Below are 14,405 nucleotides of genomic sequence, written 5' to 3' on the forward strand. Positions count from 1 at the left end.
TTTATTCCCTATTCAACTCTTCCTGCAGTTGTTCATAGGAAGATATCCAACTATATAACTTTCCTCCTAAACTAATAATAGGCGAGGAGATAGAATCCATCTCTTCTGAAGATTTGGCTAAAAATTTGCCCAGTTGCTCCTTTACTTCAGGTTGTTCGTTAAGGGAAACTGTTCTAAATAGAAAATTGTCCACAGTCAGTTTAGAAACAATACTATCGCATGTAGCACAGTCATTTGTGCTGTAAATGGTAATTTGTTTCTTAGGTTTAATCTTCGGTGGAGGAATATCCAATTTTTCATATTCCTTCTTCAGTGCCCTTTTAGAAAGACTATCATTCACCTTGAGGGTTTTGGTATAAACCGGCCGCTTGTCCCTAAAAAGAATAATAGTCTTCAAATTCACCTTTGAAGTTGCGGGCACATGTATCCATCGAGGTTTTGCTGCACTCTGCCTGAAGTTCTTTCCCTTTACCTCAAACAACACATCGTACGGGGTAAAAGTTTTGTTTACAGCGTAAAAGGTAATCCGATTTCTAGCTTCATTTTCTTCTATTTCAATTGGGTTTGCCTGGGCAGATAACGAAAACCAACCACAACTTAAAAAGAGAACAAAAACTAAAAATATACGCATACTGAATAAATCAATCTTAATACTGAAATATGTTACCTTATTTAATTTACGGCCTCAAGGCATAAACATAACTTTGGATTCCGGGTAAATCATCACCAATCTGATGCACCAATTGGCCATTTACAATATTAAAAGGAATCGGAGCATTGTCTCCACCAAAAGAGACCGAAGTGTCGTTTGAGGTCCAAATCCCAGTGGTGGAACTACTTCCTGCACAATCAGCAAAAAACAGCCCTCCAGTAATTTCAGTAATATTGATTATGGACTGTTCCAAAGTCCAAACAAAATCCCCATCAATCAACAGGGTTCCGGAAATGCAGTCAACTTCGTCAAGTAGATTTGCCGAAGGGGTTCCATTTAAATTAATATCCTGGGCACTGCTAATATTCACTTGGATCAAATCCCAAACACCAATAACATCAGTGTTTATAGTTGTTGTATTGCCACCATCATCGGAACTACAAGCACCAAGACCCAGTGACAGCGCTAAAAAAAGGAGAATTTTAAGTTTTTTCATGTCACAATCTTTTTCAAACAATATTTATTGTAAAGTAAAACATTTTTTTGAAAGACAAGGAATATCAATTTTTTAAGGACATCTATATTCAAAATTATTAATGATATTTTCTTGAATGTAATTCGTCGATAAATCAACCATTCAGACACTAAAAACCTATCGTTTTCGTTGACCATGCATAACCTCAAAACTTAAGTAGTATGTACCGATTCACAAAAATCACCTCCTTTTTTACATTTTTAAGCTTTGTTTTAGTGCTCTTACATGGATGTAGCGAGGACGCCAAACCTTTAGGTGAGGGACAAGAACTGACCCAAACAGAATTGAAAACTATTTTGGAAACGGATGATGTTACCAGTGCTGTTGATAATGTTTTAGCAGAATTATATAGTAATAGTGCAACCGGAAAGACCGCCCAAAAAACAAACGATTGTTATACTGTAGAATATTCCCAAAGTGGTTTTGTAGCCACCTTTAATAATTGCGAACTCAATGGCACCGAAAATATTAATGGGAGCCTAACCGTTGCTTATCAAACGGAAGGGGAGTCCATAGCTTATACCGCTGTGTACTCAGATTTTTATATCGGAACTATAAAAGTGAATGGAACCCGAACTTTTGTGTTGAGTGGCGATGCTGAACAAGGAACTATTGCATTTACAGTGACGAGCGAGTTATCAGTGGAAATGGAAGATGAAAGTGTGGTTACCGAAAACGGTACAAAAACTTTTAGTTTCACCTTTGATAATTTACAAAATAGCATCTTTAGCATATCTGGAAATTGGACCATTACAGCAGATGGAAACACCTACAGTGTAGAAACGATTGATGATTTACAAGGTGGATTGGATTGCGAGTATATCACCAGCGGAAGCATGAGCATTGCGAAAAACGGTTTGGAAGTTACTGTTGACTTCGGAGACGGAGAATGTGATGCCGCTGCAACGGTGACATATCCTGATGGAACTGTTGAAAATATAGAACTGTAAGAGAAAATCTTCATACAAGACTAAAAGCACTGATTTGATAATCGGTGCTTTTGTTTTATACAGAAGGGTCATTCATAAACTTATATAATATCCTATATCGTTTGTTTGTGCCTGTACAGGTAAGGTCTTCTATGAGCAACACCAACGCGGGACTCTAAACGTTCAAAAACATCATATTCAAACATTTTCTTTTGAAACCGACTTCTATCCAGTCTCTTTTGATAGATGGATTGGAACACTGCATGTAGCTCCGGCATAGTAAACTTTTGAGGCAATAGATGATAGGCTAGGGGATACGAGGCTAGATCGGCCCGGAAGGAGTCTAAAGCGGTAGTTACAATATTCTCATGGTCCAACAACAGTTTGGGAAGCTGTCGTGCATTATGCCATCGACAACTTTTGGCAAAAAAATTAGGATTAGGTTGCGTTATGGTCTTATTGACCAAGGTGTAATATGCTACCGAAATGAAACGTTTCTGAATCCACAAGTCTTGTGCTATAGATGCTCCCAGATCCTCAAACAGCTGCTCAATCTCTTTGTGAAAAGAACGCTTTCTTTGCCCAAACGTATGAAATTGCTTCAGGAATATATCTTTCACGCCAATTCGTTCTACTACGTTTCTGAGCGCTGCAGCATCTAAGTCTTCTTCTTTTTTAACATAACCCCCAGGAAGCATCCAGTTCCCATTTGAAGCCTCTAAGAGCAATACCTGTAACTCTTCGGAATCATACCCAAAAATGACACTGTCCACAGAAACGTTGGGAAGAAAGACTTGTTCTCCAGACTTGATTATTTCAAGGATATCTTCGGTTTTTTTATTCATAATAGTAATTAAAACCTAAAATAAATTAAACATCTGTTTGTAAAGTTAATAAATATTTTTACTTTGTGTCAAAATGTCACAATGATATTTTAATAATTAGGACTACATATGCCATTAAAAAAGAAATTTCAAATTAAATATCGCATACTGATTGGAATCCTAACTTTAACGGTAGGTGTTGTACTCTACGGCAATGGAGTTTCTTTTTATCCAGTTAATCCAAACCTTTTTGACATGAATAAAGACTCCATAAACTCATATCAAATGACGCTTAATGACGGTAGAATATTAAGCTATGCTATTTACGGTGATACTAAAGGAGTTCCTGTTTTCTATTTCCATGGCGGACAAGAGAGTCGACTTTCCAGTGCCTTTATGGACAGTACGGCTTTGCATCTGGGTATTCAACTAATAGCACCGGAACGCCCAGGTGTGGGACTATCTAGCTTTCAAAAAGACAGGACCTTGTTGGATTATCCCGATGATATTGCTCAGCTGGCAGACCATCTTGAAATAGATTCATTTTCAGTTTTTGGACTGTCTGGAGGTGGTCCACATGTATTGGCATGCGCTCATAAACTAAATTATAGATTAAGAAAAGTAGCCATTGTTTCTGGAACAGCACCACATGATTACAAAGGAAAACTAAGAGGGATGTGGTTTCCTGTAAAACTCGTGCATTGGTTTGCCAATAGTAAAGAAGATAAAAATCTGAGAGGGTTTATTGCCAACGACTCCAAGACGTTGTCGGAAAAACCACATCGAAGGCTTCGACAACTTCAACGTTTTCTACCCAAACCAGACCGAAAACTATTAAAAGAGCAGCCAGAGTATGGAATTGATTTTATCAAAGGAAGTCAGGAAGCCTATAAACAAGGCATAGATGCCGTAGTACAAGAATGGCAATTATATGTTCGGGATTGGGGCTTTGCTCTGGACGAAATTCAAGTTCCTGTAACACTTTGGTATGGCGATAAAGACAAGATGACCCCAAAATACAGGGGTATTCATTTAAACAAGGTACTTCCGAATTCCAAACTAAACTTGTTAAAGGATGAAGGTCATTTTTCCATGATACGAAATCATTTAGATACCATTCTTTCGGGTTTATTGTAGTTCAGGGAGGGATGCTGAAATAATCTATTTTACATAATGTAGATTATAGTACAAATGCTATTGTTTGTATTGTAAGGGATAAGTCCATTTGATAGCTATAATTCTATTATGTAAAATATCCCTCGTGTTTTTATCCTGTAACGAAATCTCAACGGGGTCATGAAACTTTCCTTAAACGGTCGGCTTCGCCGCATGTTTGCATCTGTATCTATAATCAGTCGCTATGTAAAATAGCCGCTCGGCCAACAGCATATTGCTTTCATAAAAAGTAAATGCCCTTGCATTTATTTTTATACGCAATTCTCAGCCACCTGGCCAGCGCCATTAAAAGCTCAGCTTTTCGTTTTTATTGAAACCTTTAGTTTACTTGTGAATTCTCGAAAGAAAAATTTCATAGGCTTTTCGTCAGCTTGTCGCAAAAGCTAAAATTTTCTCTACGAGCAAAATTCTTAGCACTTGCTAACATCCTCCTCTGATTAAGCTATTTTCTTTTTGGTGTCCTTAATATTATGTAAAATAGAAATTGTATTTAGGATGTTATCTCCTTTCTTTTGTCTTGAAACAAAAGAAACAAAAATTCAAGAAGAAAATATGCTTCCACGCTCCCTTTGTGTCTGAATAGCTAGGCTATTTGGGCGCCCTGCGCCTCACACAAAGCCCAGAGCAATGGCTCTTTGTGCCAAGCCACAAATTCACTCCATCGCTGGCCCGCATTTTCTTCAGGCCTCGGAAGAGCGCTTCCAATTAATAAGTTTCTTTATTTGATTTTTAGACAACCAAGGTCTATATCGATGTATCATTTTGTGACAATTAGAGCAAACCATTATTAAATCTGAAATTTTTGTTTGATAATCCTCTCCCATCTCTGAAATTGGAATAACATGATGAGCTTCTATGAAGTCTTTACCTAAATCACCATATTTTTCTTCAAAGTTGAAGTTGCATACTTCACAAAACAATGAACCTTGTTGTTCCTTAAAGCGTTTCTTTGCCTGGAGTACTACAGCCGGCTTCCTTTCTCTTAATATATGTACCTTAAGAAGCTTTTTGCCTTCTGGAAATGAAATATCGTCTTCAGTTAAATCAACGTCTTTTTCGGTGGGTTCATAGTTTCTCAATCCCCACACTCCAGAACCAATACCATTAACACTATAAAATAAGTCTTCTTTTTTAAGGAACGATTCTGAATCTGATGAATGCTGTTGGATGGTTCTTCTAACTACGGATTTCCAATCCTTGGTTAGTTGGCCTTTTCTTATATCAGAAATCTTTTCATACAAGTCCGAATAATGACCCAATCCCCCCAGTTCAATTAGTGCTTTTTCAATATCCTCAGTCCATTTTCCCATTAAACTAAACAGCTACTTCATTATTATTGTGTACTATGGTTTTTACATCCTCTTTAATCGAATCCTGAACCGTGGAATCAATAGTTTTGGTTCTTCTATCGACTAGCTTTTTTCTTAATCGTTCAAGTTTGATTGTATCAATGTCTGGAATTAAAATTGAGTTGGTGTAAGCTAAGACCTCTTCTATTCTGGTATTCTGCCTAAACAAACTATCAAGCTTGTTGAATTGCTCATCCGTAATACTATCTTTATAAGGCACAGAAAGTTTTCTAAACTCACTTGGGGTCAATTCCAAAACACCGCCTCCATAGAACCGTCCTTCTAATTCTGCCAAAACAAAAGTTAGGGAATTATAAAAAGAGAATACTAACTTTCTTATTGAGTAGTTCGCTTTTGTCACAATCCTATAAAACGAATCTGTCGCATACGCGTTTCCTTCATTGACAAACATTTTTGGATACAAATGACTTCGCTTTATGAACAACCCTTCAGAAGCCCAGACAGATGGCACATGATACCAATTTTCTCTTTTAGTCATTTTGAATCTTTCGTGAAGCTTCCCTTTACCATCTTTTTTATCCTCTTCTCCTTTTGCAAAATAATTGTTAGCTATCTTTCCAAACTTTTTCTTTGGTTCGTTAGGGAAATGAAGAAAATTTACTCTCTTATCTTCGCTCTTGAGCGAATAAAAGTCTTCTTCTGTAAAGGAAATTGTGCTTGGAATTAGTTCTCCTTTTGGCACAATTGGTTTAATAATATCCTTAAGTCTATGAATAGAATTATTACGTACTTCAGTATCACTTAAAATGAAATAATCATTTGCCGCGGTAACAATTCCGACCTGAGCTTTTCCTGTATAATGAGAAATTGAATGAAAATTATTGGCAGATTCGTCAATAAAATTTAACTCCTCATCCGATAAAATATAATTGGTCCATTTGTCTAGTGTTAAGCGATGAATGTTGCTGTGTTTTTCAGTAAATCGGGGTTCTTTTAAATCCTCTAAGGCGTTAACCTGATAAAACGAAAAGCCATGCTCCATTTTATTTGCAACATGTTTAACACCAATTACAGCTACAACATCTTGTTGAACTCCTTGAAAAATTAATTCATTAAATGCAAAAACCTCTACTCTTTCAAACTCATCTGCAATTGCTGCCCTTAGCTCTTCAGCATATTTAACCTGTAAAATTTCAGAAGGAATTACAAAGCACATAATTCCATCATCGTTCAAACTCATTATAGCAGCCTCAACAAAAGCTGTCCATATATTCTTAATCGAGTGATTTGAATTAATTTTTCTACTGAATTCTTTTGCCTTGTGGTGAACTTTCTCGCATATCTCTATTTGTTCTTTTTCTAAATTTTCTTTTTTGATATAGGGCGGGTTTCCAACTATAAGCGAATATGTTCTATTTTTTTCTAAATAAAATTCAAGATAATCTTGGCAATAGAAATTAAGGTTTTCTGACTGTGGGACATATTTTATAGCTTTTGTAAGCTCAATTTCATTAATGTCCAAAAGGTCAATTTCTACTTTATAATTTTCCTCTGTATAAAAATTGTGGAAGAAAGATTTAACAAATTGACCATCACCACAACTAGGTTCCAAGACCGAAATGTTTTCCGTGCCAAGATATTTTTGAATAATATGTTTACAAAGAAAATCTGAAAGTGTTTTCGGTGTATAATATGAACCTGTTTTTTTCTTTTCATCCATAAATTCAATCCATCTCTACTCTTAAATACTCCAGATAACCCTGAAACTCTTTGGAAAGCTCATAATACAACTCATAATGGTCTTTCTTGTCCTCAGGATTCATATTATCAATAAGCTCCGTATATTCCTGAATTCTCAGTCTTAATGATTCTAGCATCCATATTATGCCATATCTCTTGAGATATAATTTGAGTTTTTTATACATGTAAATTGCTACGTCGGAGCTATCTTTCGGAACAATGTTTCCAGAATCATCTCTCAAGAAATGCAAATTGTAGTCCTCATTGCAAGGGTCCAAATAGGTACTATCATCATCACTTTTGGCCCGATTTACAAAAGAGCATGAATACACTAAGTTGTTATATTCAAGCTCAAGTTCGGGATAAACGGATTTAGGCTTAAAATGATCAATATGGAAATTGGATTTTCCACCAAACCAAAAATCAACGCAGTCAGTGTAACCACATTTGCTGTTAAAATCTTTTCGAAGGTGATCCTTGTATTTGCGGTAAGGTTTCAACTTTGGCCCTTCATAATTGCGTTTCGGGCTGACGTTTCTAAACTCAGCCATTACTTCTTAATTTTATTTATAAGATTGTCCACCTTCTCTATAAGACTTTTTAGTCTTGCCTCATTGGTGGGAGTAAATTGCACTAGAGGTTTAGCATTTAATTTGTCAAGAGTTTTTTCAATTTCGAAGTTTAGTTTTATTATTTCAGTTTCTTCGTTTTCATCCAAATTTTGCTTATTCAATAGAGAAAGTAATTTTTCTTCTTTTTCGTTGATTTTAAATTCAAATTTTTCTATCTGAATTTTGATCCTGTTCAAAAATCTTTCATCTTTTTCGAACATCAGGGTCTTTTCGTAAACAATGTTTACATCATCACCCTTATTTTCTGCATCTTCCGCATACGATGTTAAAATAAATATTGGAAAATTCTCTACTTTGCTGTGCATTAGTTCAACCAAATCCGCACCGGAATAATGAACAGTGTTGTTATGCTCGCTTAAATCGAAATCAACAATCAGCGCCCTCACTTTACTGTCAAAAATATCCGTTATCATCTCTTCAATATCTCCCTTTGGGTCAATTGGAACAACCTCAAAATGATTACTTGCATAGCGTTGAAAGGCTCTTACATCTTCTGGAGATTCGTCAATATATCCTATCCTATATTTAGCCATTTGGTAGTACTATTTTGATTTTAAATCCTGGTCTTGATCTTACAAAAATTATATCCCCTTCGTATTCATCAAGCGTACTTTTCACAATCCACATTCCTAAACCGGTACCCGTCTTTTCTCCAGTTTGTTTGTCTCTTTTAGTGGTAAAGAAAGGTTCGAATATTTGATTCGGGTCAATTATATCTTCTGAAAGACCTGGGCCAGTGTCCTCATAGGTAACATTAATTCCAGTTTTTATGTCAAATTCAAATCCCAACGAAACCTTCCGATCGTCATTGGCATCATTTCTTCTGAAAGCATCTACTGAATTAGCAATTAGATTATTAAAAATCCCATCCAAATCAATTTCATGACCGGAAAAATAAACCTCTAGAAAATTGCTTTTATCAATGACTAACTCTATTTGTCTTCTTTTAAGTAAGGAAGACCACATTCTCTGCAAATTGTCTATGTATGCTACCATTTCAATTTTTCGCCTTGTCCTTTTATTTTTTCGAACTGCGGCTAATGCAAAATCTAACCAATGTTTTAATCTTAAGTCTTGACTTCGCATATCTCCAAGCATTACTATCGGATTATTGTATTCTTCCAAATCCAACAATTTATCCTTATTGATTAGGTCATCCAAGATTTCTTTTAGGTCATCAGTACGTGGTACAATTCTATCACTTAAATTCTTTAACTCATGGGCAAACGAGGTTACTATCAATCCAGCGCTAGCTAAAACTTTTAACAATTTTTGTTCGTCTCTTGTCTCGCTTAGTTCTTCCTTTATGGCTTTATATGCCTCTTTAAAGGTTTCTTTGTTATTGGCATCGGATGAGGATTCTCCTTCATTTTTGTCTTCTTCCGAAATTACTTCATCTGCTTTTTCCTTGGCAGCCTCTCTTTTGTTATCTTCTTTGTATATTTTGTACAACGACATCAATATTTGATTTCTGTCGTTTTCAAACTTGTTAATTATTTGAAGTAAGATTTCCTTAAAAACTGAAAACACATCATTTTCTTGAAGACCCTCTCTGCTTGATTTATCTTCAAAATTTATATTATCAATTCTAGAAATATTGACCACCCCATAAATCTGCTGTGGCCGGACACGGTACCCTGGTCTTGTGACCGTTGGATTACTTAGAGCTCTTTTTCCTAAGTCTAACCAATCAAAAGAACTACTTTTTGTTTCTCCGTAGGGTCTAACACGGAAGTTATCCCTATAAATCTTTATACCTCCAAACTTATTTAACCAGCTAACTCGATCTCTGTAGTTAATAGGTTTATATGGGTATTTTCCAGAGCCTTCATTTCTTTTTTCTTGCCCCCCTCCTCTTTTCATAAAAAAGAACTTAAAATCAAAGGGGCCAATTTTCTCCAAATTATTCGAATCGTCCATTTCCTTATAACCGGGAATTAGCTGTTCCAGTTTTAAATTGAATTCAATGAACTCACTCTCAAATTTATCTTTTCCATAAAGATTTTTGTCCAGTTTGGTTTTTTTAAAAAATCCTAATTCCATCAAACCGTTTAAACTCAACTCATTTCGGTAAAGCTTGATGTTAACATTTTTTTCTTCATCAACTCTTGCACTCAACTTATAATCATAATCATCACAACGAGCTGACTCGACTTTTCCATAATCATTTGAGTTTTCCCTATCAAAAAGCCATAATTCAAATAGATTATTTTCAATTGGAGGAACTAGCATCTCCAAATTAGAATGAAGCGAATTTATGTTCTGTTCAAACCAATCATCTCTTAAACCAGTAATCTTAATTACCGTACCCTCGTTTAATTTCCAATTTTGTAAAAACTCCTTTGAGGTTTGAAAGTTTTTGAACTCTTCTTTAAGACTTTCTTCAAATGTGTAATCATCTAATGATTCAAATTGTGCATTTACCTGACCGATTGAGCGACCCTTAACATCAAATTCAGACCAATTTACAAGCCATCTTGTTCCTTCTGAATCTTCTTTGGTTTTAGTTATCATTTCGCAACTTGCGCCTAATCTATCCAAAGCAAATCGACCAATACCTTTGGCCCCAGTTTTGACCCTGCTTTTGGTTGTTTTATAATCTTCTTTTTTACTGTCAGTACCAATTATCATCCACTTGTTTTTGATGACATCTAATGTCATGCCCTCACCATTGTCAATTATAAAAATTGCATCTTTTAGCATGTCGACAATGACGATACATACTGTTGCATCAGCATCATAAGAATTCTTTACGAGCTCAATAACAGCACCTTCTGCATTGGAGAAATTTTCCTGACCAATTAACCTTGCTGCTCGCGCAGAAACTGTAAAAGGAATTTTATTCATTTTTCATTTCCTCTTTATTTGATACGACCAAATCTTTGACATCAATATCTAAAATTACAGCTATCTCATTGAGCGTCTCCAAACTCGGTTGAGACCTATTTTGAACATAAAAGTTTACCATGTTGTAGCTTTTTTCAAGCTTCTCAGAAAGCCAAGTTTGTTCTATCCCCTTTTTTTTCAAAACATCCTTAATCCTATTCATAGGAATGTAAATTATTTTAAATTTAATTTAATATCTTAAGAAATGAGATATTATTACAAACTAGTATTGTATAATTATCAACAGATTACTTTTTGATATTTAGGTTCTCTTTAATCCTCAATATTAACAATAGATGAAGGCCATTCCCTGTGGATATTATCTAAAGTCAATATCCGTAATGTTTCATTTTGTAGACACCAAAAGCTCCCTAATATCAACACTCAGAGCTTCTGCAATTTCTCGAAGAGTTTCTAAAGAAGGCTGCATGTCATTTGTGCACCATCGGGAAACCGTAGTTCTGCTCTTCCCTACCCTTTCGGCAAGCCATTTGTTGGTTCTGTCTTGTTCGGCAAGAACAACTCGAATTCTGTTAATTGGCTTTTTAGTGCTCATTTGAATCGTTTTACGTTAAATGCATAGCATTTTACACAAACATAGTTTTCTTATTTGCATTTTATTTATAACTTTAAACGACTAAATTGAACTGTTTTAAATTATATTAATGTCGTTTTAAATAACTATTTAATAGTTAAACGATATTTAATAGCTCACTTGTGGTTTTTTCAACAATCAAATAACTGACTTTATGAATCCCAAAAAACTTGACCTATCCCCTATCTTAACCTATATAGAAAATTGCCATGAAGGAGACCTTCTTTCCTTTACCAACAGTTTAGACAAAGCAATTTTTATGTTCCACTTTCTTACCCAGGATACCTTTACTGATTTTGAGAAGCAGAATTGCTGTCATGTTCTTATGGAACTCAAAGAAGCGGTTATGGAGATTTACGTAAACAACAAAAAAGATAATTAGTCACAGTTTCCATTCCACACACATTTTCTAGGTTTTAGATTCATCATTATCGTTGTAAATCTTATCTAGCGGATTTATACAAGACTTCAGTTTCGTTTTAGATGCTTTAATATATCGGAAGGTCGAATTAATACTTTTATGTCCTAATATCTTTTGTATCGTGAACAAGTTTTCTCCTTCTTCGGTTAGAATAGTAGCAAATGAATGTCTAAATGTATGAGGTGTAATGTTTTCATTAGTTTTTAGAATAAAATTTGCCTTCCAGATAATTCGATTAACTGTTATTCTATTCATTGGTTCCTCTCTACTTCTACCGTAAAAAATATAATCTTTAGAATCATATTGCTTGTAATATTGTTCCAATTGCCTCAATAGCATCGGGCTAAGTGGAACGTAACGGTCTTTTTGTCCTTTTCCCTTGACTATTCGTATCACCATACGACTAGGATGTATATCTTGCCTTTTTAAGCCTACACACTCCCCTACTCTAATTCCGGTAGAATACAACATTTGAACAATTACTTTATCCCTAAGCGTAGATAATGATTCAATAAATTGGTAAACCTGTTGTGGGGAAAGAACAAATGGCACCCTATTTGGAATTCTTGGGCTTCGGAGTAGCTTTATCTTTTCTGGAGTTTTAGCGATGTTATGATAGAAATAAGTAAAACTAGCTATTGCAACTGCTATTTTATTTGGGCCAAACTTCTTATTGGAAACAAGGAGATAGAGATAATCCAGAATTTGCTGTTGATTTAAAACCTTTGGGCTACATTGGTAATGGTAGCAGATATGGTTCATTTCTTTAATGTAATTGCTTACTGTGTGTTTGCTGTAATTACGAAAAGAAAGATGTTTATGCATACTTTCAATCATTTCAGCATCCTTGCCTAGATATACTTTTTTTTCATATTGAAGATTAATTGATTAATTACTTCTTCAAGATGGTGATTTTTATAAGAAAAAACACTTCGTTACAGGTATAAACGAGTATTAAAGTATCATTATCAGAATGGCTAACCAAGCTGTTTGTATGTTTCATTATTTACCAACAGATGCCATTTCATAATTTGAACGGCAGAATGTCTCCCATGTTTTAATGGGGCTTAGAGTTACAATCACGGAAGTATATAAAAGCCAATAAAGTTTTGGCTATCAATCATAATCTTTTCAAACATTTTAGACAGCTCAACTAACTACTATGGTTCCTCGCATAAATGCATGGGGCCTGCATATATATGAAAAACCCCTATCTGTAGATGCATCATTAAACTGGATAGTCTTTGAATCAGTTTTTCCTGAAATTTCTCCTGTATCAAATTTTGGGTCGTCATCTCTTGAAGCTGTATGCATTGCACTATCTTCATTACTCCAATAAACCTCATCCCCTTTTTTAATCTTAAGGACTCTTGGATTAAAACTCATATTTTTAATAATCACTTTATGTGTCATCTGTCGAATTATTTTTTTGGTTTTGCTCTAAATGACAAAGAATAAACAAAGTCAAGTGGAATTAGGTTTTCTTTTCCCTCAGTATTTTTAAACCATTCAGGTTCTGGTGTTCCAATAAATTGACCTGGTCTCCCATCATAACTTGCAGCTATGACATGTGGTTCAACAAATAAAAGTGTCCCTCCGTCCTCTAGTAATGAACCAGGCCCGCCAACAACTGATAAAGAATGACAGGAAATACATGATGAATGTTCAAAACCATCTTCAATATAAGTATCAGACAGCAAGCTAGGATCTCCTTTAGGGTCCGTAAAGGTGGTTTGAGTTCCACTCAATTTGTAATATTCCCAAAATGTACCTTTTAATTCTTTAGGTGGACCATAATTATCAACCTCGGGAATTTGAGGTTCCTTACCGTCAATCTGACGAAATGAACACCAAAACCAATTTGGCACATCTTTAGTGATAATGTGTAAACTCGTAAGACCATATTTTTTACCATCCGAGTCAGTAGCAACATAAAATCTATTATCAAGATTATTGTCAAGTTCATCCTGTGAGAATCCCCTCCACATCGCCTTAACTTCAATAGATTCCTTATCAAATGCTAAGGGTTCTCTTTTACCCTCAGGTGTATTTAAATAATCTTCTCGAAATTTATACAAACCCTGCGTATTGTAAAGTTCATTTTCAACAATGAAATCAAATGTGCTTTTATTCATTCTTGTTTCTCCTCCACCTGTTCCAAATATTCCATCCTCACCATGAAATTCCTGTAAGGTTTTAGTGAAATTTTGAATAACTTCAAAAGAACTAACCCCGACTTTAGCTTCATTTAAATTTTTTATTAAAGTAGATGTACTTGCTTCTAAAGTTTTACCCTTGTTATTGAGAAATGGGTCCAGAGAAAAGTCTTCCCAAACTGGAGGTGTTCCACCATTATCCAGAAAAACTTCGCTGCCTGCATGTTTCCACGTTTCCCATACAGCAATCCCAGGATCACCAATTTTCTTATTCAAATCAGGAACTCCTCTTTCAAGTTTGAAATCCTTGGCAGGATGGTTAACCTGTAAAAAAAGGTCCCAAGCATGTTTACTGGGGTTATTCATGGCATTTATAGGGTCTGGGTTTAATATTTTTTGATATTCAATTTGAGATATTTCTTTGGTCTTGGGTTTCTTGTTGCAAGAAATAGCGAGAAGTAAGAAAACAATTGTTGCGATTGGAATAGATTTTGCCATGACTCTACTGTTTTTTAGTTATAGATTTTAAAAGTGTTCAAAAAACTTAAT

At 35.1% G+C, this 14,405-nt stretch carries 16 protein-coding genes; 3 read left to right on the forward strand and 13 right to left on the reverse strand.

The annotated features are described in order from the left end of the window. Position 1 precedes the first annotated feature (1 nt). Together ACOKFG_RS11615 and ACOKFG_RS11620 are read right to left on the reverse strand one after the other, a co-directional pair. Positions 2-631 (reverse strand): hypothetical protein, encoded by a 630-nt coding sequence (locus ACOKFG_RS11615; protein WP_422861297.1) that lies wholly within the window; start codon positions 629-631, stop codon positions 2-4. A gap of 46 nt (positions 632-677) precedes the next feature. Next, positions 678-1,148, reverse strand: coding sequence for a hypothetical protein (locus ACOKFG_RS11620; RefSeq protein ID WP_422861298.1), 471 nt, complete (start codon positions 1,146-1,148; stop codon positions 678-680). Between the two features lie 200 nt (positions 1,149-1,348). Here ACOKFG_RS11620 and ACOKFG_RS11625 point away from each other — a divergent pair, with 200 nt between their 5' ends. Next, positions 1,349-2,137: a hypothetical protein gene (locus tag ACOKFG_RS11625; protein ID WP_422861299.1), complete on the forward strand. Its 789-nt coding sequence runs from the start codon at positions 1,349-1,351 to the stop codon at positions 2,135-2,137. Between the two features lie 92 nt (positions 2,138-2,229). On the opposite strand, the gene ACOKFG_RS11630 is transcribed toward ACOKFG_RS11625, so the two are convergent. After that, positions 2,230-2,961, reverse strand: coding sequence for an NUDIX hydrolase (locus tag ACOKFG_RS11630; RefSeq protein WP_422861300.1), 732 nt, complete (start codon positions 2,959-2,961; stop codon positions 2,230-2,232). Between the two features lie 108 nt (positions 2,962-3,069). Here ACOKFG_RS11630 and ACOKFG_RS11635 point away from each other — a divergent pair, with 108 nt between their 5' ends. Next, positions 3,070-4,077 (forward strand): alpha/beta fold hydrolase, encoded by a 1,008-nt coding sequence (locus ACOKFG_RS11635; RefSeq protein WP_422861301.1) that lies wholly within the window; start codon positions 3,070-3,072, stop codon positions 4,075-4,077. 719 nt (positions 4,078-4,796) lie between these two features. On the opposite strand, the gene ACOKFG_RS11640 is transcribed toward ACOKFG_RS11635, so the two are convergent. From ACOKFG_RS11640 to ACOKFG_RS11670, 7 genes are all read right to left on the reverse strand, one after another. Then, the gene (locus tag ACOKFG_RS11640; RefSeq protein WP_422861302.1) at positions 4,797-5,426 is read right to left on the reverse strand and encodes an HNH endonuclease; all 630 of its coding nucleotides are present in this window, start codon (positions 5,424-5,426) and stop codon (positions 4,797-4,799) included. 4 nt (positions 5,427-5,430) lie between these two features. Further along, on the reverse strand, positions 5,431-7,146 hold the full coding sequence (locus tag ACOKFG_RS11645) for an Eco57I restriction-modification methylase domain-containing protein (RefSeq protein WP_422861303.1): 1,716 nt from the start codon (positions 7,144-7,146) through the stop codon (positions 5,431-5,433). 4 nt (positions 7,147-7,150) lie between these two features. Continuing rightward, on the reverse strand, positions 7,151-7,717 hold the full coding sequence (locus ACOKFG_RS11650; protein ID WP_422861304.1) for a hypothetical protein: 567 nt from the start codon (positions 7,715-7,717) through the stop codon (positions 7,151-7,153). Then, on the reverse strand, positions 7,717-8,331 hold the full coding sequence (locus ACOKFG_RS11655; protein ID WP_422861305.1) for a hypothetical protein: 615 nt from the start codon (positions 8,329-8,331) through the stop codon (positions 7,717-7,719). The genes ACOKFG_RS11650 and ACOKFG_RS11655 overlap by 1 nt, the downstream gene beginning before the upstream one ends. After that, on the reverse strand, positions 8,324-10,645 hold the full coding sequence (locus ACOKFG_RS11660) for a sensor histidine kinase (protein ID WP_422861306.1): 2,322 nt from the start codon (positions 10,643-10,645) through the stop codon (positions 8,324-8,326). The genes ACOKFG_RS11655 and ACOKFG_RS11660 overlap by 8 nt, the downstream gene beginning before the upstream one ends. Further along, the gene (locus ACOKFG_RS11665) at positions 10,638-10,847 is read right to left on the reverse strand and encodes a helix-turn-helix domain-containing protein (protein ID WP_422861307.1); all 210 of its coding nucleotides are present in this window, start codon (positions 10,845-10,847) and stop codon (positions 10,638-10,640) included. The genes ACOKFG_RS11660 and ACOKFG_RS11665 overlap by 8 nt, the downstream gene beginning before the upstream one ends. A gap of 183 nt (positions 10,848-11,030) precedes the next feature. Continuing rightward, on the reverse strand, positions 11,031-11,240 hold the full coding sequence (locus tag ACOKFG_RS11670) for a helix-turn-helix transcriptional regulator (protein ID WP_422861308.1): 210 nt from the start codon (positions 11,238-11,240) through the stop codon (positions 11,031-11,033). 193 nt (positions 11,241-11,433) lie between these two features. Between ACOKFG_RS11670 and ACOKFG_RS11675 the strand changes: the two genes are divergently transcribed. Beyond that, on the forward strand, positions 11,434-11,661 hold the full coding sequence (locus ACOKFG_RS11675; RefSeq protein WP_422861309.1) for a hypothetical protein: 228 nt from the start codon (positions 11,434-11,436) through the stop codon (positions 11,659-11,661). Between the two features lie 27 nt (positions 11,662-11,688). On the opposite strand, the gene ACOKFG_RS11680 is transcribed toward ACOKFG_RS11675, so the two are convergent. From ACOKFG_RS11680 to ACOKFG_RS11690, 3 genes are all read right to left on the reverse strand, one after another. Continuing rightward, entirely contained in the window at positions 11,689-12,525 is an 837-nt protein-coding gene (locus ACOKFG_RS11680; protein ID WP_422861310.1) for a tyrosine-type recombinase/integrase, read from the reverse strand. A 324-nt stretch (positions 12,526-12,849) separates the two neighbouring features. Next, positions 12,850-13,113 (reverse strand): plastocyanin/azurin family copper-binding protein, encoded by a 264-nt coding sequence (locus ACOKFG_RS11685; protein ID WP_422861311.1) that lies wholly within the window; start codon positions 13,111-13,113, stop codon positions 12,850-12,852. 8 nt (positions 13,114-13,121) lie between these two features. Beyond that, complete coding sequence (locus tag ACOKFG_RS11690) at positions 13,122-14,354, reverse strand: hypothetical protein (protein ID WP_422861312.1); 1,233 nt, start codon at positions 14,352-14,354, stop codon at positions 13,122-13,124. Positions 14,355-14,405 lie beyond the last annotated feature (51 nt).

This window comes from Flagellimonas rhodophyticola (assembly GCF_049332665.1).
Lineage (GTDB): Bacteria > Bacteroidota > Bacteroidia > Flavobacteriales > Flavobacteriaceae > Flagellimonas.